A 17,969-nucleotide genomic window follows, 5' to 3' on the forward strand; every position below is an offset into this window, starting at 1 on the left:
AAAAAGCGTAAAACTGATTAAAATAGCAGCAACACAGCACAGAAATTAATTCCTTACTTGACTGTGTTGCCAAATTAATGTTTTCTGTATTTAAACGCTGCTCAATATCACAAATTTTAATGAATCTTGTCGCATGAGAAGATGAATTTGCTAAGGTGATGACAGTGTTAACCAATACCCTGCGGCTGCATTAATTATTCAAATCATAGCGGCCGCAATGATTTCCCTGGTGTTGGCGCAGTATTTCGCGCACCCCGGCCTCGGCTGGGGTCATTTTTTTCCGGGGTATCACTTATCCTGCTCTGCCACCCAGTCGCGTAATACCTGCACATCGTGTCGCCATTCATGCTTCAGCTCATCAATCCATTCACCTACATTGTCCCACCACGCCGGTAACTCCGGACTCTGAATCTGTTTCGCCAGCATCTGCAAACGCTGCAGCCCGACCGAACCCGCCGCCCCTTTGATTTTGTGTCCCTCTTCAGCAATGCCTTTCTGATCGCGCGCCATCAGATTCGACTCCAGCACCGCAAGGTAGTCCGGCATCATCTTTTCAAACATCGTCAGACTTTGGGTAATCAGGCTGGGACCAACCAGCTCGATATACTGTTCGAGCATCGCGACATCCAGCAGCATCCAGGTTTTGTCATCGCTGACATCAGCGATCTCCTCTTCCGGTTCTGCCTGATAATCCCAGTACTTTTTAATCATCGCAGTGAGTGCCGGCACTGCCAGCGGTTTGCTGAGCACGTCATCCATTCCCGCATCGAAGTACTCTTTTTTGTCTTTGAGGACATTGGCGGTAAGAGCAACCAGCGGGGGCAGATGCGTTCCCTGGTACTGCTGGCGAATCGCACGTGAGACATCCAGCCCGGTCATATCGGGCAGCTGAATGTCCAGCAGCACCAGGTCAAACTCCAGCGGGTCAAACATCGCCAGCGCCTCGCTGCCGGTCATGGCGACCTCTACACTGCAGCCCAGCTTCTCCAGTACCGAGCGCGCCACAATCACATTGAGCTCAATATCTTCAACCAGCAGCACGTGCAGCGCAGGCAGTGGCAGGCTGTCGTCCACGCCTTCATCCTCCACCTCTTCAGCAATGCGTGGCGCTTTAATCTCTACGGTGAAGCAGGAACCCTGTCCCGGCGCACTGTGCACGCGGATATCACCGCCCATCGCCTGCGCCAGGCGGCGTGATACTGCCAGTCCGATGCCGGTACCGGTAGCCGGTTTACCACCATGCTGATCTTTGACCTGATAATACATAGCGAAGATCTTGTCCTGCTCCTCCTGACGGATACCCATGCCGGAGTCCTGCACCTCAAAGCGCAGCGTCTCGTCCTGCTCATAGGTTACCCGCACCACGATCTCGCCCTGCTGGGTGAACTTCACGGCGTTACCAATCAGGTTCCACAGAATCTGGCGCAGACGCGTTCCATCGGTCGAGATCATATGCGGCAGCGGCAGTTGCGGCGCGAGCACAAACTTCAGCCCTTTCGGCTGTGCCAGCAGACCAGAGAGGTTTTCTAAATCGGCCAGGAAACCGGTGAAGTCGAGCGGCTGATTATCCAGCTGTACTTTACGGCGCTCGATTTTGTCCACCTCAATCACATCATTGAAGATATTGCCCAGCGTGATGGCGGAGACGTGGATGGTTTTGAGATATTTCAGCTGTTCCTGATTGAGGTCGGTGTCCAGCAGGATGCGGCTCAGGCCGACAATGCCATTAAGCGGCGTACGAAGCTCGTGGCTGATCGTAGAGATAAAGGTGGTCTTCTCCCGGCTGGCGTTCTCTAACGCGTCCTGATAGCGCTTACGTTCGGTTATATCGCGGCCAAAGCCCATCAATCCGCTGCGCTTACCCACGCGGTCGTAGTAAGGCACCTTACGGATCTCGAAACAGGCTTTGCGTCCGTCGGGATATTGCAGCCACTGTTCATAGGTCAGCGAGACGTTGTGGCGGAATACCTTTTCGTCCGTTTCCAGCACCTTAGTGGCCGCTTCATCATCATAGATATCGCGCGGCGTCAGGCCAATCAGCTGCTTTTCGCTTTTGCCGGTCAGTAGCTCCATCGCGCGGTTGCAGCCGGAGAACTGTTTATCGATGTTGCGATAGAACACCAGGTCAGGCGAGGCATCCAGGAAGGAGCGCAGGAAGGAGGATTGCTGTTCCAGCTCAATCTGTGCCTGCTCACGACGCGTTACCTCTTCACGCAGCTTATCCATCACCTGTTCGCGTGCCAGTTCCGCCTTTTTACGATCGCTGATCTCCTGATTCAGCTGCGTAATGGTCTCTTTCATCTGCTGATTGAGTTCCAGATCGCGGGTACGCATCTCTTCCAGCTTATCCACCAGCCGTGCCAGGCGTTGCCGTGACTCCTCCAGCTGATCGACCACCACCGAGAGAAAATAGACCGCCCAGGGCGTGATCAGCAGCCCGAAGAAGACCGAACGCACCACGTCAATGCTCTCGACATGGCCCCGCAGTACCATCGTGACCGCCATCTGGACAATCATCGCCAGCACCACCAGCGCAGACGCCAGCAGCAGCGAGAACCTCACCAGTCCAAGCTTCACCATTAAATCAACGTAGTACTGCGCCAACAGACGAATTTGTTTCATAACAACTCCCTGGAAGAGAAACAGCCTCATAATAGCGCAGTTAACCCGCTGCCGTCGCAGCACGTCGCGTGGAGATAAGGGATCAAATGCGCTTTTATGGTGCAGCAGCCTCGCCGATCGGCGACGTTAAGGACAAAGCGGTTAAAACCCTTGACTGACTGTGCCAAATGAATAATCTGTAAGGCCGCCAGCGAATCACCGATTTCTCTGTACGGCCTTTTTTCAATATCCTGGCAGCGTCCTGTTGCACAGGCACACCCTTTTATATGCATAGCCATTCATCTTTAATGCTGTTTTAAGCATGCCCATGCTGATTAATTTTTCTTATAACCAACCGCGGTTTCATTCAAATAACCGGACATAAGAAAAACAGATACATGCTATGCATCATGGGTGCTGAACAGCATTTAATGCTGCCTAACACCCTGTCACCAGCATGGTGCAGAGATCTGACGCCTGCACTACAGTGAGTCAGTTCACATTTATCGGCCTGTCGCCAGGCACCAGAGTGATACATTTTAAACCTGAAAAATCACTAAATTCATACACTTAAGCAGATAAAACGCATGATAATCCTGTCTGACCACCCTATTTGACCTGATTACGCTTTCCCGATAAGTTGGAAATCCGCTGAAAGCTTTCCAGACGGGCCATTGTCTCGGCATATCTATGCAACAAGAAGACTCCCGCGTGGTTTAAGTCATCTCCTTTAAGAGACCGGAAATCAGAGAGCAGCTCAATTAAGGACGTTTTACCGATGTCTGGAGAGAAATGCTCAGGGCTATGACGCGCGCTCGACAGAGCATGGCGATGAAAATGATAGCGCCCCCGTTGCGCTCAGACCCTGAAACAGTGCAGGTAATGTCAAAGCAGTTTAAGGAGACCCTCAATGTCCACTAAAAAACCTCAATCCTATGGCTTGTATGATCCGACAGCAGGCAGTGACAGCTGTGGTGTAGGTTTCATTACGCGTAAGGACGGCGAGCAGACCCACGAGATTCTGCAGATGGCGCACAGCGCCCTGTGTACGGTGCCTCACCGCGGCGGCATGTCAGCGGAAGGCGTTGGCGACGGCGCGGGGGTCAACGTTGATCTTTCGCTGCAGTTCTTCCGCAAGATTACCGGCCAGCCGCTGGAAGCGGGACGCTTTGGTGTCGGTAACTTCTTTGTGCCGAAAGATGCTGAGCTGCGCGCGAATGCCGAACGTCTGGTGGATGAAACCCTCAGCAGCTTTGGTCTGCCGGTACTTATGAAGCGTGACATGCCGCTCGACAGCAGCGTGACGCGCCCGGCAGCCGCGCAGTTCCAGTTACCGATTCTGCAGTGGATTTTCACTGCGCCACAGGATGTAGTTGATCAGAACGACTTCGAAAAACGCATCTACCGCGCCCTGTTAACCATTGAAGCCCGAGCTTTCACCGAAAGCGAATTTGGCGGTCTCTATCCGCTGTCGCTGTCGTCACGCACGCAGGTGTTCAAAGCCCGCCTGAATTCCAATGAAGTGATCCCTTACTTCAAAGATCTGACCGATCCCGATCATCAGGTGCGCGGGCTGTTTTTCCATACCCGCTTCTCCACTAACACCGATCCCCATACCACGATGGCGCAGCCGTTCCGCCTGATGGCGCACAACGGCGAGCTGAACACTGACCGTAAAAACCGCATCGCTGAGTCCGCGCTGGCACTGGCCCGTGGCAAGACCATCGTGCGGCCTAAAGGCCAGTCCGACAGTTCGCGCCTGGATCAGAGCATCCACAGCCGTCTGATGGAAGATGACCTCGATCTGATCACCGCCGTGGTGTCGATGATGCCGCCCGCCTGGGAAAACGACAGCGCGCTGTCGCCAGAAGTGCGTGACATGCTGGAGTACTTCTCGCTGTATGAAGAGAAGAACGACGGCCCTGCTGCCTTAATCTTTGGTAATGGCGAAGTGATTGGCGCCCGTCTTGATCGTCTGGGTCTGCGTCCCCTGCGTTCAGTAGAAACCGCTGACTATATCGGTGCGATGTCGGAAGCCGGCCAGATCGCCTTCCCACCTGAAAGCGTGTTGCGTCGTGGGCGTATCGAAGCGGGCGGTATGCTCTATTTCGATCACCGTGAAAAACGCAGCTATACCACGCTGCAGGCGCTGGAAAAACTGGCCGCAGAGAAAGATTATTCGGCGTTGCTGCGTGAAGCGCGCGTCGGTCTTGACGATCTGCCCGAGATCCCGGCAGAACAGCAGGGTTCACCGCTGCGTTATCGTGGCGATCTGAAAACGTATCAGCGCTTTGTTGCCTACTACTACAATCAGGAAAGCTTCAAGTTCATGATGGACCCGATGCTGAATACCGGCGCAGAGAAGATCTCTGCGATGGGTTACGGCAACGCCATCAACGGCTTATCCGATCATGAAGGCGGCATGGCGCACTACTTCTCTCAGCGCTTTGCGCAGGTTACCAACCCGCCGCTGGACTCTATCCGCGAAGTGGATGGCATGACGTTGCGTGTCGCGCTGGGGGCAAAACCCCATCTGGGCCGCAGCAAAGGCCGTCAGATTGTGGTGCCGACCCCGATTCTCAGCCACCTTGATATGCTGCGTTTACGCGAGCAGACCATCGCACCTTATGCCCGCTTTGAGATGCTCTATGAGCCGGTGATCGGCAAAGATCTGCTGAGCACCACCGCGAACGCGAATGCTTTGGAAAAAGCGATTGATGACCTGGCGCAACAGGTGGTTGATTTTGCCCGTACCCAGGGTGGCATCGCCGTACTTACCGATCGCCATATCTCTTCAAAGCACGCCGCGATCCCGATGCTGCTGGTGGTTTCCGCCATCAACCAGCGCCTGATAAAGGAAGGGTTGCGTCTGGATGTTTCTCTGGTGGTTGAAAGCGGCCAGAGCATCTCGTCGCACCACATTGCCGCCACACTTGGCTTTGGAGCGTCAGCTATCTATCCGCTGGGCGTACAGATGCGCGCAGAGGAGAAATTTGGTGAAGGTGAAGAAGGTAACAAAGCCTTTAAGCGCTATGCCAAAGCGGCTGAAAAAGCACTGATGAAAACCATGGGCAAAGTGGGCCTCTGTACCGTTGAGAGCTACAGCAGCGGTGAGTTCTTTGAGCCTAACTTCCTCAACACCGATGATCCGGTGCTGAAAAAGTATTTCCCGAATATCAAAACGCCGGTGGGCGGCGCAGGCTTCGCGACGATCGCGCAGATGGCCGTTGACTGGCACCAGAGCGCACTGAAGATTCAGGGCGAATCTGAAGTTCCGTTGCTGGGCCTGTTCAAAGAGCGTGCAGAAGGCGCAGGTCACTCCTACGGCACCATCGCCGTGCGGACCTTTATCGATATGACCGAAGAACCGATTCGCTTTGCCGACAAAGCGCGCGAAGAGGACAACTTCATCCGCCTGATGACGCTGGCTAAACTGGATAATGCGTTTGGCATCAAGCCTGAGACCTTTAAAGACAGCAGCTTTGAGCGCATCCCGGATGAGGTGATCAATAATTTCGCGATTACTGCTGATTACCGTCAGTTCTCAAGCCTGATGTATGAAGAGCGTAAACGTCGCCCGGCGGCCCTGCGCGACATCCTGACATTCCCGGCTGACCTGACCCACATCGACAGCGAAGCGGAGTTCCGCCGCAAGCTGGGACGCTACTCGCTGACCAACAACGGCTTTGCCATTCGTGGCATGGAGTGTGAAGCGATAGATGGCAGCCTGAATCACTTTATGCTGCGTCTGACCGATGCGATTGAAGGACTGAAGCCTGAGAGCGAACGCCTGCAGAACCTGTCTCGCGCCCTGAAATCCCGCTTCGGCGACGATATCGAAAGCAGCGAAGTGGTGACTGGCGGTCTGAAAGTGACCGCTTACGGTAAAGCGGCCGATTATCTGTCACGTATCTTCACCACCCTGCCCTCACTGCCACTGAGCGAAGTGCAGCCAGCCTGTGAAATTACCCGTACCTTTGCCTCCGGGGCGATGAGCCACGGTGCGCTGGTGGCTCCGGCTCATGAAGCGGTCGCGCACGGCACCAATATGGTCGGTGGCATGAGTAACTGCGGTGAAGGCGGCGAGCATTACTCCCGTCACGGCACCATTCGTGCCTCACGCATCAAACAGCTGGCTTCGGGCCGTTTTGGCGTCTGGGCTGCCTATCTGGCGGATCCGATGCTGGAAGAGCTGGAGATCAAAATTGGTCAGGGTGCGAAACCTGGCGAAGGCGGTCAGTTACCGGCGGCCAAAGTTACCGTCGAGATTGCTGCCGCGCGTGGCGGTACGCCTGGCGTCGAGCTGGTCTCACCGCCGCCGCATCACGACACCTATTCCATCGAAGATCTGGCGCAGTTGATCCACGACTGCAAAGCCGCGCGGGTGCGGGTTATCGTCAAGCTGGTCTCGTCTGAAGGGATCGGCACCATCGCGGTCGGCGTGGCCAAAGCCGGTGCAGACGTGATTAACGTTGCGGGTAACACCGGCGGTACCGGCGCTGCGTCGGTGACCAGCCTGAAATATACCGGACGCGTGGCTGAAATCGGCATCGCTGAAGTCCACCAGGCGCTGTGCGCCAACGGCCTGCGTGAGAAAGTGCTGCTGCGCTGCTCTGGCGCACAGCAGACCGGCAGCGACGTGGTGAAATCTGCGCTGCTGGGCGGCGACAGCTTTGAGTTCGGTACGACGGCGCTGATGATGCTGAAATGCGTGATGGCGAAGAACTGTAACGTTAAGTGCCCGGCTGGCTTAACCACGAATGCCGAAGCGTTTGATGGCGATCCGCGTCAGCTGGCGCAGTATTTCCTCAACGTGGCGCATGAAGTGCGTGAAATCCTTGCGCGTATGGGCCTGCGTTCCCTGCGTGAGGCACGCGGTCGCTCTGACCTGTTGCACCTGATGGATCACCCGCTGGAAGTGGGCAAGCTCGACTTACGCGCCATGCTTACCGTGGTGCCTGAGCTGAAAATCGACAAGCCGGTTTATCTGGAAAAAGATTTTGAGCTGGATGATGTCTGGATTGAGCAACTGAAGCTGTCGCTGGTGGATCAGGGAAATCCTGACGTCACTCTGGGCAACAACATCGTGCTGAATAACCGAAACAAAAGTGTCGGCGGCCAGCTGGCCATCGATATTGAGCGGATGCTGAACCATCAGCTGAGTTCTGAGCAGCTGCAGGCGATGCCTGCCGTAATGACTGACGATCGCGGTCGTCGCTATCTGGCCCCTGAGAGCGTAAAAATTTCCACCACCGGTTCTGCCGGTCAGTCGTTTGGCGCCTTCTGCAACGATGGCATGCAGCTGACCCATTACGGCACCTGTAACGACGGTGTCGGCAAAGGACAGTGTGGCGGCGAACTGATCGTGATGTCGCCTGGTGGCGGCGCGCAGGATGCCGATGGCAACGTGCTGATTGGTAACTTTGCGCTGTTTGGCGCGACCGGCGGACGTCTGTTCGTGCAGGGCCAGGCCGGTGACCGTTTCGCGGTGCGTAACTCCGGTGCCACCGCCGTGGTGGAAGGCGTCGGTGACTTCTGCTGCGAATATATGACCAACGGCGCCATCCTCAACCTGGGCACCTTCGGTAAAGGATTTGGCAACGGCATGAGCGGCGGCTTCGCCTACCAGTACGACCCCTATGGATCGCTGGCCAGCCATGCTGCCGGTGATTCAGTGCAGTTCGGCTCGATTGCCGATCAGGATGAAATGGCCCAGGTGCACAAGCAGGCGGTACTGACCATGCTGAACTGGCATCTGGAAGCGACCAAATCACCGCGTGCCGCCTGGCTGCTGGAGAACTGGGAAACGGAGTGTCACCACTTTGTTTACGTGATGCCGCGCTCGCTGCTGCTCTATCAGGATGGCGGCGAGATTCTGAAAGCCAAGAGCCGCAAAGATCTGCTCGAAGAGCTGTCGACGGCGCTGGCAGGCCATCAGGTGGCGAAGTTTAAAGCCGCATGGCGTCAGGGTAAAACCATCGCCAACGGTGCCGTACCGGCTTATGGCGCTACCGATACGCTGGAGATGTTTGTCCTGCTGAACAACTACACCGTGCTGAGTTTTGCCCAGCAGCTGGCGCTGGGGAAATTACCGAAAGGCACCCCGGTTGAAGATGCGGCAGTTGAAAAAGCGGTCCGTAATCTGTTGATGACGGAAGACTTTTCGCTGATAAGCAAGCTGCAGCGTCATGCCCGTTCCGCTATCGAGAGCTACAGCGATGATGAACTGGCGAGTCTGATTGGTACCAAACGCATGTCAGATTACAAAGCGGCGCTGACGCAACGTAACATCCGCTCCATGGACAGTCTGGCAACCTATGGCTGGATCATGTATCAGGATGCCTGTAACCGGGAAGTGCTGGGCCACCTGCCTGACTTTGAAGAGCTGTTTGCACGTGCGGCATTGCCGGAAATCGCCGCTGCGGTGGGTAAACTCTCCTGACAGTGATACTGATCAGGCTGAACTGAATATTATTAATTGATCATTGCCCGGATTAATCGTTGTACCGGACAGATGCAGCACCGCTCTCCCCTGTCGCACACGCTGCGGCGCGGGAAAGCGGAACCGCTTTCACACCGGACAATGCCACTGATGACGGGCGAGAACGGGATTGAGTAAAAGTACCCATGAAAATTCCTTATATTCCAGAAGATGCACCTTTTAATGGCGATCAGAAGTACTGGCTGGCTGGCTTTCTTGCGGGTCTGCACTCCCGTTTGCTGGTATTAGAAGACAAGCAGCAACCCGCCGCGGGCACAAGCGCAGCCGCGACGACGCAACTGCACATTCTTTATGGCTCACAGACCGGCAATGCCGAAGCACTGGCGCAGACCGCAGCGAAATCTGCCCGCGCTAAAGGACTGGTGCCGGTGGTTCAGGCGCTGGGCGATGTCGATCTCGACGTATTTGCCACCATGCGCCATGTACTGATCGTCACCTCGACCTATGGCGAAGGTGAAATGCCGGACAACGCGCAGCTGTTCTGGGACGCGATCTCTGCCAGTACCGCACCGCGTCTGGAGCAGATGCATTTCGCCGTGCTGGCGATTGGTGATACTGGCTACGATGGCTTCTGTCAGGCGGGCAAGTTTATTGATATGCGCCTTGAGCAGCTGGGCGCGAAACGCGTGGTTGATCGTATCGATTGTGATATCGATTTTGAGGAGCCTTCCAGCGAGTGGCTGAACAGCTCAATGCCACAGTTTGCCGCCAGCGCGGGCAGCAGCGGCACCGTGCTGGAGAGTGCGCCTGAAGCGCCAGTCATTCCAGGCAGCAACAAATCCAATCCTTACGCCGCCGCGCTGATCACCAACAAGCGTTTGTCAGGCGAGCAGTCAGCCAAAGATATTCGTCATTTCGAGTTCGACCTGTCTGACAGCGGCCTGAAGTATGAAGCGGGCGATGCGCTGGGCGTAATTCCGGTCAACGAGCCGTCGCTGGTCAGCCTGCTGCTGACCCAGCTTAACGCGGACTACGAGACGCCGGTGCCCGGCTTTGATCGCAGCCTTGGCGACCTGCTGACCTATCAGTTTGAGATCTCAGAGCCGTCACGCAAGTTAATCGAATGGGTCGGGCAGAACACCACCAACCAGGAGCTGCGTCATGTGTTACAGCATGATGATAAAGATGCGCTGGGCGTATGGCTGTGGGGCAAAGATACCCTTGACCTGCTGCAGCTTGAGCTGACGCGCACGCTGGCGGTACCCGAGTTTGTCGCGCTGCTGCGTCCGCTGCAGCATCGCGCTTACTCTATTTCATCCAGTTCTAAAGCCCATCCTGATCAGGTGCATCTGACCGTTGCCTCGGTGCGTTATCACAGTGGTGGCCGTAATCGCGGTGGTGTCTGCTCAACCTATCTGGCCGAGCGTGTGCGTCGTGGTGAAAAGCCCGCCATCTTTATCTCACCCAATAAATCGTTCCGCGTGCCTGCCAACAACAGCGCACCGCTGATCATGGTGGGACCGGGTACCGGCATCGCGCCATTCCGTGCCTTCCTGCAGGAGCGCCAGGCAACCGGCGCGCAGGGGAAAAACTGGCTGTTCTTCGGCGATCAGCATCAGGAACATGACTTTATCTATCAGGATGAATTACTTGCCTGGCGCGATAATGGCTTACTGACGCGTCTGGATCTGGCGTTCTCACGCGATCAGGAGAAGAAGATCTACGTGCAGAGCCGGATGCTTGAACAGGGCGCTGAGTTGTATGCCTGGCTGCAGGAAGGGGCTTACTTCTATGTCTGTGGCGATGCATCGCGTATGGCGAAGGATGTGGATAACGCGCTGTATGAAGTGGTTCGCCAGTTTGGTGGCCTCTCCACCGAGCGCGCTGCTGACTATGTCGATCAGCTGAAGAAAGAGAAGCGCTACCTGCGCGACGTCTATTGATCGCGATGGTCTGCTGAAAAAATCCGGCTTGCGCAGGCAGCCGGATTTTTTTATGGCCGACAGGCAAAAAAATACCCGTCGGATGGACGGGTATTCGCTGTTATGTCACTGCTATTTCACTACGCGCAGTGAAGGTCGTCCACCACGTGGCGGTGGATCGTCATCAGGCGGTGTCTCGTCATCGCTGGCATCGTCAGGACGATCACCATCAATCACCGACATCATAGTCTCTTCCTGACCCTCTGACGCCTCATGCGTGCCCAGCTCGTAAGCCGGTTCCGGTTCAAACATCGTCCCGGCGCCATTTTCACGCGCATAGATTGCCAGAATCGCCGCCATCGGCACGTTAACCTGGCGAGGAACGCCACCAAAGCGGGCGTTGAACGACACCTGATCATTCGCCAGATCGAGGTTACCGACAGCACGTGGCGCAATGTTCAGGACAATCTGACCATCGCGCGCATACTCCAGCGGCACCTGCACACCCGGCAGATTTATGTCGACCACCAGATGCGGCGTCAGCTGGTTATCGAGCAACCAGTCATAAAAGGCGCGCAGCAGATAGGGACGACGTGCAGTAAGTTGCGACATTTCCATACGTTAAGCCCGGGCTTGCAGCCGCATTTCACGTTCAGCTTCAGTTAATGAAGCGAGGAAGGAGTCACGCTCAAATACGCGATTCATGTAACCTTTCAGCTCTTTTGAACCTGAGCCGATCAAATCGATACCCATTGACGGCAGACGCCATAACAGCGGAGCCAGATAGCAATCAACCAGGCTGAACTCTTCGCTCATGAAATAAGGCGTACGGCCAAACAGTGGCGCGATAGCCAGCAGCTCTTCACGCAGTTGCTTGCGTGCCGCTTCCGCTTCCTGACCGCTGCTGTTCTCTACTTTCCTCATCAGGCTATACCAGTCCTGCTCGATGCGGTGCATCATCAGGCGGCTATCACCACGGGCAACCGGATAAACCGGCATCAGTGGCGGATGCGGGAAGCGCTCATCTAAATATTCCATGATGATGCGTGATTCATACAGCGTCAGCTCACGATCTACCAGCGTCGGTACCGTGCGATACGGATTGAGGTCAATCAGATCCTGCGGCAGGTTATCCATTTCGACCTGCTCGATCTCTACGCTGACACCCTTCTCCGCCAGGACGATACGTACCTGATGGCTGAAAATGTCAGTAGGACCAGAAAACAGCGTCATTACCGAACGTTTGTTGGCAGCGACAGCCATGAAAACCTCCAAGTTTGTTCACAAAAAGATACTGCGAATAGCCAACCACACGGCGACTCACTTGCTTATCGAACTCGCACGCAACCTGGTTAGCTGCGTCACAGATACTGACGCCCCGACAGTGGGGAGGCGCATAACGCACCGGCCTGCGGGCGCAAAGTGACACAGAGTTTACCAGATTTTAGGCTGCTTGTGGGCGTGGAATGAATCTTTGCAGGTAAATTGAGCGCGGCGTTACGGTTTTCGCGGACAGTTTATGGGAAGGCAGAAAATAAAAAACCCGCCGAAGCGGGTTTTTTGAGCCAATTGCCGCAGCCGGAGCTGCAAACAATTAACGCTTGGAGAACTGAGGACGACGACGTGCTTTACGCAGGCCGACTTTCTTACGTTCAACCTGACGCGCATCACGCGTTACGAAGCCAGCTTTACGCAGCTCGCCACGCAGTGATTCGTCGTATTCCATCAGAGCGCGGGTGATACCGTGACGGATCGCACCAGCCTGACCAGAAATACCGCCACCTTTAACAGTGACATAGAGATCGAATTTACCAACCAGGTCCAGCAGCTCAAGCGGCTGACGAACTACCATGCGGGCAGTTTCGCGACCGAAGTACTGTTCCAGAGAACGTTGGTTAATTACGATGTTACCGCTACCCGGCTTAATGAATACGCGAGCGGTAGAGCTTTTGCGGCGACCAGTGCCGTAGTTTTGAGTTTCAGCCATTGCCTTTAATCCCGATTAAATGTCAAGAACTTGCGGTTGCTGTGCCGCATGGGTGTGCTCGTTGCCTGCGTAAACTTTCAGTTTACGGTACATAGCACGACCCAGCGGGCCCTTCGGCAGCATGCCTTTAACCGCGATCTCAATCACACGCTCAGGACGGCGAGCAATCATCTCTTCAAAGGTCGCCTGTTTGATACCACCGATGTGGCCAGTGTGGTGATAGTAGATCTTGTCAGTACGCTTGTTGCCGGTTACAGCAACTTTTTCTGCGTTCAGAACGATGATGTAATCACCCGTATCAACGTGCGGAGTGTATTCCGCTTTATGCTTACCACGCAGACGGCGCGCCAGTTCAGTCGCCAGGCGACCCAAAGTTTTGCCCGTTGCGTCAACTACAAACCAGTCACGTTGGACGGTTTCTGGTTTAGCTGTAAAAGTTTTCATCGAAAAGCTTACCCAAATTAAGTTACACGTTGGTGAAATCCCAAACGCTTAAGTAAACGAATGAGGCTCACACGACCATTTTGACCAGCAAGCCACCCCTTCGGATAGAGTTACTGGAACACAGAGGATTTGGGAAAAAAATCCTTTGCTGTAACGTGGGGTCGCAAGATTATAGAGAAGTCGGTTACAAAAATCGAACCCTATTTCGGTATTTATCCCGATTATTCTCACGGCAGGTGCGGTAAACGCAGATACTCTTCGCTCTGCATCTCCTGAAGTCGGGATAAACAGCGCTGGTATTCAAACTTCAGCCGCGTGCCCTGATAAATCTCGGTCAGTGACGTTTCTGCCGCGACCACCAGCTTCACATGCCGTTCATAGAACTCATCGACCAGTGCGAGGAAACGCCGTGCCTGATCTTCGGTTTTGTAGATCATCACCGGCACGTCATACAGCAGCACACTGTGAAAACGGCGCGACAGCGCAATATAGTCATGCTGGCTGCGCCCTTCGCCACACAGGGTGGTGAAATTAATCGCCAGCACGCCCTCGCTGACGCCCAGCGTCGGCATCTGGCGGTGATTAATTTCCAGAACCGGCGCATCTTCAGGCTGGCTGCCCGACAGTGCTTTAAACATCCGCGCCATTTCAGCGTGCGTCTCTTTGTTCAGCGGAGAGTTCCACAGGTGCGCGGAGGTCAGCGTGCGTAACCGGTAGTCGATACCGGCATCCACATTCATCACATCACAATGACGTTTGATCTGCTCGATGGCAGGCAGGAAGCGCGCGCGCTGCAGACCATTACGATAGAGATCATCAGGCGGAATGTTCGAGGTGGCCACCAGCGCAATGCCGCGTTCAAACAGCGCTTCCATCAGCGTGCCCAGCAGCATCGCATCGGTGATATCGGAGACAAAAAATTCATCAAAACAGAGGATGTCCGTTTCTGCTTTGAATCTGTCCGCAATAATCAGTAACGGATCGCTCTGCCCCTGAAGCTGCGTCAGCTCTTCATGCACCCGCAGCATAAAGCGGTGGAAGTGCAGACGCAGTTTGCGATCGCCAGGAATAGACTGAAAAAAGAGATCCATGACCCAGGTCTTACCGCGACCGACACCGCCCCACATATAGAGTCCACGTACCGGTTGTGGCGTCTCGTTTTTCTCTTTACCGATCAATTTTGACAGGCGACCCAGCAGGCCGGATGTGGCAGGCGCGGCGGATTGTTGCCGGGCAACCAGCGCCTGCTGCAGCGCGTCTAAACGGGTAATCGCTTCACGTTGTACGTCATCGGGCCTGAATTCGCCCTGCGACAGCGCCTGTTCATAGCGTGAAAGCGGAGTTGAGGTTTGCATTGTTGTTTCAAAGTCCCTGAATGGTGTCTGGTTCATACCACGGTTGCTGAAAAAAAGGCCGTTCTACACTAAGCCATGCTGCTCCAGAGTTCCACATCCATAAGATTAACGGGTATAGTGACTATTATTGAAATGGTGCAATGCCCTACGGAACAATGGAAATAACACGGGAGTCATTATGACCTGGGAATACGGGCTAATTGGTTTAGTGGTTGGTATTATTGTCGGCGCAGTCGCCATGCGTTTTGGCAACAAAAAGCTGCGTGAGCAGCGCAGCATGCAGTACGAGCTGGAAAAATCGAAAGCGGAGCTGGCGGATTATCGCGAAGAGCTGACCAATCACTTCGCGCAGAGCGCGGAGCTGCTGGACAACATGGCGCGTGATTATCGTCAGCTCTATCAGCACATGGCAAAAGGCTCAAATGACCTGCTGCCGAATCTGCCTGGCCAGAAAAATCCGTTTGCCTATCAGCTGACTGAAGCCGAAGCGGACAACGATCAGGTGCCGGTGCAGATGCCGCGCGACTATTCTGAAGGCGCATCCGGTTTACTGCGTGGCGAGCGCCCTGCCCGCGACTAATCTTTTTGGGGCGCAGCCTGTCTGCGCCCGCTGTTTTTGCGAACCCTGACCGCAAACGACTGTCACACTTATTAATTCCTCCCACCTTTTGCAGCGAGAGCGTTGTAGCAATGAAAAAACAAGCACGCCTGTTTAGCGCATTAGCCCTGAGTATTGGGATGAGCCTTGCCGCCGCGCCAGACGCGATGGCAACGCTGCCAGCACAAATTGCGGGCCAGCCGCTGCCGAGTCTGGCACCGATGCTGGAGAAAGTGCTACCTGCCGTGGTCAGTGTGCATGTGGAAGGCACTGATTCGGGTGCACAGGCTCAGGATATTCCTGAACCGCTGAAGCGTTTTTTTGGTCAGATGCCTGGCGGAAATAGTCAGCCACAGCCGTTTGAAGGTTTAGGTTCTGGCGTGATCATCGATGCCGCGAAAGGCTACGTGCTCACCAACAATCACGTAGTCAACGGTGCGGATAAAATCAACGTACAGCTTGGCGACGGCAGTGAATATGAAGCCAAACTCATTGGTCATGATGAGCAGACCGATATCGCGCTGATTCAGATTCAGGGCGCAAAAAACCTCACGCAGGTGAAAGTCGCGGACTCTGACCAGCTGAAAGTGGGTGATTTCGCGGTGGCGATCGGTAACCCGTTCGGGCTGGGACAGACGGCCACCTCCGGTATTATCTCCGCACTGGGCCGTAGCGGCCTGAACCTGGAAGGGCTGGAAAACTTTATTCAGACCGATGCCGCGATCAACCGTGGCAACTCAGGCGGTGCGCTGGTCAACCTTAATGGTGAACTGATCGGTATCAACACTGCGATTCTCGCCTCCAGCGGCGGTAACATCGGTATCGGCTTTGCTATCCCGAGTGATATGGCGATGAACCTCGCGCAGCAGCTGATTAAATTTGGTGAAGTGAAGCGCGGTCAGCTCGGCATCAAAGGCACTGAAATGACAGCCGATATGGCTAAAGCATTCAATGTCGATGCACAGCGCGGCGCCTTTGTCTCTGAAGTCTTACCGCAATCTGCCGCGCAGAAAGCGGGCGTGAAGTCAGGCGATATCATTACGTCGATCAACGACAAGCCGATTACCAGCTTCGCTGAGTTGCGCGTCAAAGTGGGAACCACGCCGCCAGGTGAACAGGTTAAGCTTGGCCTGCTGCGTGAAGGTAAGCCATTAACGGTTACCGTTACGCTGGAGCAGAGCGCACAGAGCACCGCCAGCGCACAGCTGATGTCACCCGCGCTTCAGGGCGCAACCCTGAGTGATGGACAGACTAAGACCGGTGATAAAGGCGTGAAGGTCGATACCATCGAAAAAGGCACACCGGCTGAACAGGTTGGTCTGCAGAAAGATGATGTGATTATCGGCGTTAACCGTAACCGGGTTCAGACCATTGCTGAAATGCGTAAAATACTGGAAGGGAAACCGCCGGTACTGGCACTGAATGTGGTGCGCGGCGATGAAAGTATCTATCTGTTGTTGAGATAAACCTCGCATTACGGCGGACACAAGCACGTGTGTGTCCGCCGCTCTCATGCTATTCTCCCCTGCGATCTCCCCTGGCGTAATTTAACACCATGTTTCTTAAACTTTTGCGTGCCGTGGTGCTGGGCCTGATTGTGGCGGGTATTTTGCTCGCAGCACTGCCTGCACTGCGTATGGGCAGCGACGCCCTCTATAACCACGAAAATATTACAGACGAAACACCCTTTAGCTTCAATCAAGGGGTGCGCCGCGCCGTGCCTGCCGTTGTGAACGTTTACAATCGTAGCGCCCACGGCAACAACAACCGTGGCATCACGACCCTGGGTTCAGGGGTGATCATGAATGCAAAAGGCTACATCCTTACCAATAAGCATGTGATCAATAATGCCGATCAAATTATCGTGGCGCTGCAGGATGGCCGCTTCTTTGAAGCGACGCTGGTGGGTTCCGATGGCATGACCGATCTGGCGGTACTGAAAATTACGGCCTCCGGCCTGCCCGTTATCCCCATCAATCCAAATCGCCAGGCGCATATCGGGGATGTGGTGATGGCGATCGGCAACCCCTATAACCTCGGTCAGACGGTCACGCAGGGCATTATCAGCGCCACGGGCCGGGTTGGCTTAAGCTCATCAGGCCGACAGAACTTCCTGCAGACCGATGCGTCAATCAATCAGGGTAACTCCGGCGGCGCGCTGATTAACTCGCTAGGCGAGCTGATGGGCATTAACACCCTGACCTTCGATAAAAGTAGTGATGGTGAAACCCCGGAAGGGATTGGTTTCGCCATTCCAACCGTTTTAGCCTCGAAGATCATGGATAAGCTGATTCGTGATGGTCGGGTGATCCGCGGCTATATCGGCATTACCGGGCGTGAGCTGCCGCCGCTGCATGGACAGGGGAGCAATCTGGATCGGGTTCAGGGCATTATTGTCAGCGTGGTCACGCCAGATGGGCCAGCGGATAAAGCCGGGATTCAGGCCAACGATGTGCTGCTCAGCGTTAACGGCAAGCCGGCCATCTCCGCGCAGGAGACCATGGATCAGGTGGCAGAAATTCGCCCGGGTTCAGTGATTGATGTGCAGGTACTGCGAAACGATCAGAAACTGACGCTGCCGGTCACCATTCAGGAGTTTCCTGACAGCAGCAGTTAGCTG

The 17,969-nt window shown here is 55.0% G+C and carries 11 protein-coding genes; 5 read left to right on the forward strand and 6 right to left on the reverse strand.

Features of this window, described 5'->3' with window-relative positions:
• Positions 1 to 288: 288 nt before the first annotated feature.
• On the reverse strand, positions 289 to 2,622 hold the full coding sequence (arcB, locus tag ACK13D_RS06945) for an aerobic respiration two-component sensor histidine kinase ArcB (protein ID WP_418796004.1): 2,334 nt from the start codon (positions 2,620 to 2,622) through the stop codon (positions 289 to 291).
• 889 nt (positions 2,623 to 3,511) lie between these two features.
• Here arcB and ACK13D_RS06950 point away from each other — a divergent pair.
• Together ACK13D_RS06950 and ACK13D_RS06955 are read left to right on the forward strand one after the other, a co-directional pair.
• Entirely contained in the window at positions 3,512 to 9,043 is a 5,532-nt protein-coding gene (locus ACK13D_RS06950; protein ID WP_418796006.1) for a glutamate synthase-related protein, read from the forward strand.
• A 185-nt stretch (positions 9,044 to 9,228) separates the two neighbouring features.
• Positions 9,229 to 10,986, forward strand: a complete 1,758-nt coding sequence (locus ACK13D_RS06955) for a sulfite reductase subunit alpha (RefSeq protein WP_010251935.1) — start codon at positions 9,229 to 9,231, stop codon at positions 10,984 to 10,986.
• Between the two features lie 111 nt (positions 10,987 to 11,097).
• Here ACK13D_RS06955 and sspB read toward each other — a convergent pair whose 3' ends face one another.
• From sspB to zapE, 5 genes are all read right to left on the reverse strand, one after another.
• The gene (gene sspB / locus ACK13D_RS06960; protein WP_010251939.1) at positions 11,098 to 11,583 is read right to left on the reverse strand and encodes a ClpXP protease specificity-enhancing factor; all 486 of its coding nucleotides are present in this window, start codon (positions 11,581 to 11,583) and stop codon (positions 11,098 to 11,100) included.
• Positions 11,584 to 11,586: 3 nt separating this feature from the next.
• Positions 11,587 to 12,228 carry a stringent starvation protein SspA gene (gene sspA, locus ACK13D_RS06965; protein ID WP_009092481.1) on the reverse strand — a complete coding sequence of 214 codons (642 nt, stop codon included), beginning with the start codon at positions 12,226 to 12,228 and terminating at the stop codon, positions 11,587 to 11,589.
• Between the two features lie 331 nt (positions 12,229 to 12,559).
• Positions 12,560 to 12,952, reverse strand: a complete 393-nt coding sequence (gene rpsI, locus ACK13D_RS06970) for a 30S ribosomal protein S9 (RefSeq protein ID WP_008925401.1) — start codon at positions 12,950 to 12,952, stop codon at positions 12,560 to 12,562.
• Positions 12,953 to 12,967: 15 nt separating this feature from the next.
• Positions 12,968 to 13,396: a 50S ribosomal protein L13 gene (gene rplM / locus ACK13D_RS06975; RefSeq protein WP_008925400.1), complete on the reverse strand. Its 429-nt coding sequence runs from the start codon at positions 13,394 to 13,396 to the stop codon at positions 12,968 to 12,970.
• Positions 13,397 to 13,623: 227 nt separating this feature from the next.
• The gene (gene zapE / locus ACK13D_RS06980) at positions 13,624 to 14,751 is read right to left on the reverse strand and encodes a cell division protein ZapE (protein ID WP_010251948.1); all 1,128 of its coding nucleotides are present in this window, start codon (positions 14,749 to 14,751) and stop codon (positions 13,624 to 13,626) included.
• 178 nt (positions 14,752 to 14,929) lie between these two features.
• On the opposite strand from zapE, the gene zapG reads away from it, so the two are divergent.
• The 3 genes from zapG to degS all read left to right on the forward strand — a co-directional run bounded on the left by zapG (position 14,930) and on the right by degS (position 17,966).
• Entirely contained in the window at positions 14,930 to 15,331 is a 402-nt protein-coding gene (gene zapG / locus ACK13D_RS06985; RefSeq protein WP_003848291.1) for a Z-ring associated protein ZapG, read from the forward strand.
• A gap of 110 nt (positions 15,332 to 15,441) precedes the next feature.
• Positions 15,442 to 16,815: a serine endoprotease DegQ gene (gene degQ, locus ACK13D_RS06990; protein WP_010251960.1), complete on the forward strand. Its 1,374-nt coding sequence runs from the start codon at positions 15,442 to 15,444 to the stop codon at positions 16,813 to 16,815.
• A gap of 89 nt (positions 16,816 to 16,904) precedes the next feature.
• Positions 16,905 to 17,966 (forward strand): outer membrane-stress sensor serine endopeptidase DegS, encoded by a 1,062-nt coding sequence (degS, locus tag ACK13D_RS06995; protein WP_010251964.1) that lies wholly within the window; start codon positions 16,905 to 16,907, stop codon positions 17,964 to 17,966.
• The last annotated feature ends 3 nt before the right edge of the window (positions 17,967 to 17,969 follow it).

Source organism: Pantoea sp. K16, assembly GCF_048452805.1.
In the GTDB taxonomy this organism is placed as follows: domain Bacteria; phylum Pseudomonadota; class Gammaproteobacteria; order Enterobacterales; family Enterobacteriaceae; genus Pantoea; species Pantoea agglomerans.

Bases quoted from the DNA above. Each gene is read 5' to 3' on its own strand.
- degS (WP_010251964.1), top strand. From the start codon at position 16,905: ATGTTTCTTAAACTTTTGCGTGCCGTGGTGCTGGGCCTGATTGTGGCG.
- rpsI (WP_008925401.1), bottom strand. From the start codon at position 12,952: ATGGCTGAAACTCAAAACTACGGCACTGGTCGCCGCAAAAGCTCTACC.
- sspB (WP_010251939.1), bottom strand. From the start codon at position 11,583: ATGGAAATGTCGCAACTTACTGCACGTCGTCCCTATCTGCTGCGCGCC.
- degQ (WP_010251960.1), top strand. From the start codon at position 15,442: ATGAAAAAACAAGCACGCCTGTTTAGCGCATTAGCCCTGAGTATTGGG.
- rplM (WP_008925400.1), bottom strand. From the start codon at position 13,396: ATGAAAACTTTTACAGCTAAACCAGAAACCGTCCAACGTGACTGGTTT.
- sspA (WP_009092481.1), bottom strand. From the start codon at position 12,228: ATGGCTGTCGCTGCCAACAAACGTTCGGTAATGACGCTGTTTTCTGGT.
- ACK13D_RS06950 (WP_418796006.1), top strand. From the start codon at position 3,512: ATGTCCACTAAAAAACCTCAATCCTATGGCTTGTATGATCCGACAGCA.
- zapE (WP_010251948.1), bottom strand. From the start codon at position 14,751: ATGCAAACCTCAACTCCGCTTTCACGCTATGAACAGGCGCTGTCGCAG.
- ACK13D_RS06955 (WP_010251935.1), top strand. From the start codon at position 9,229: ATGAAAATTCCTTATATTCCAGAAGATGCACCTTTTAATGGCGATCAG.
- zapG (WP_003848291.1), top strand. From the start codon at position 14,930: ATGACCTGGGAATACGGGCTAATTGGTTTAGTGGTTGGTATTATTGTC.
- arcB (WP_418796004.1), bottom strand. From the start codon at position 2,622: ATGAAACAAATTCGTCTGTTGGCGCAGTACTACGTTGATTTAATGGTG.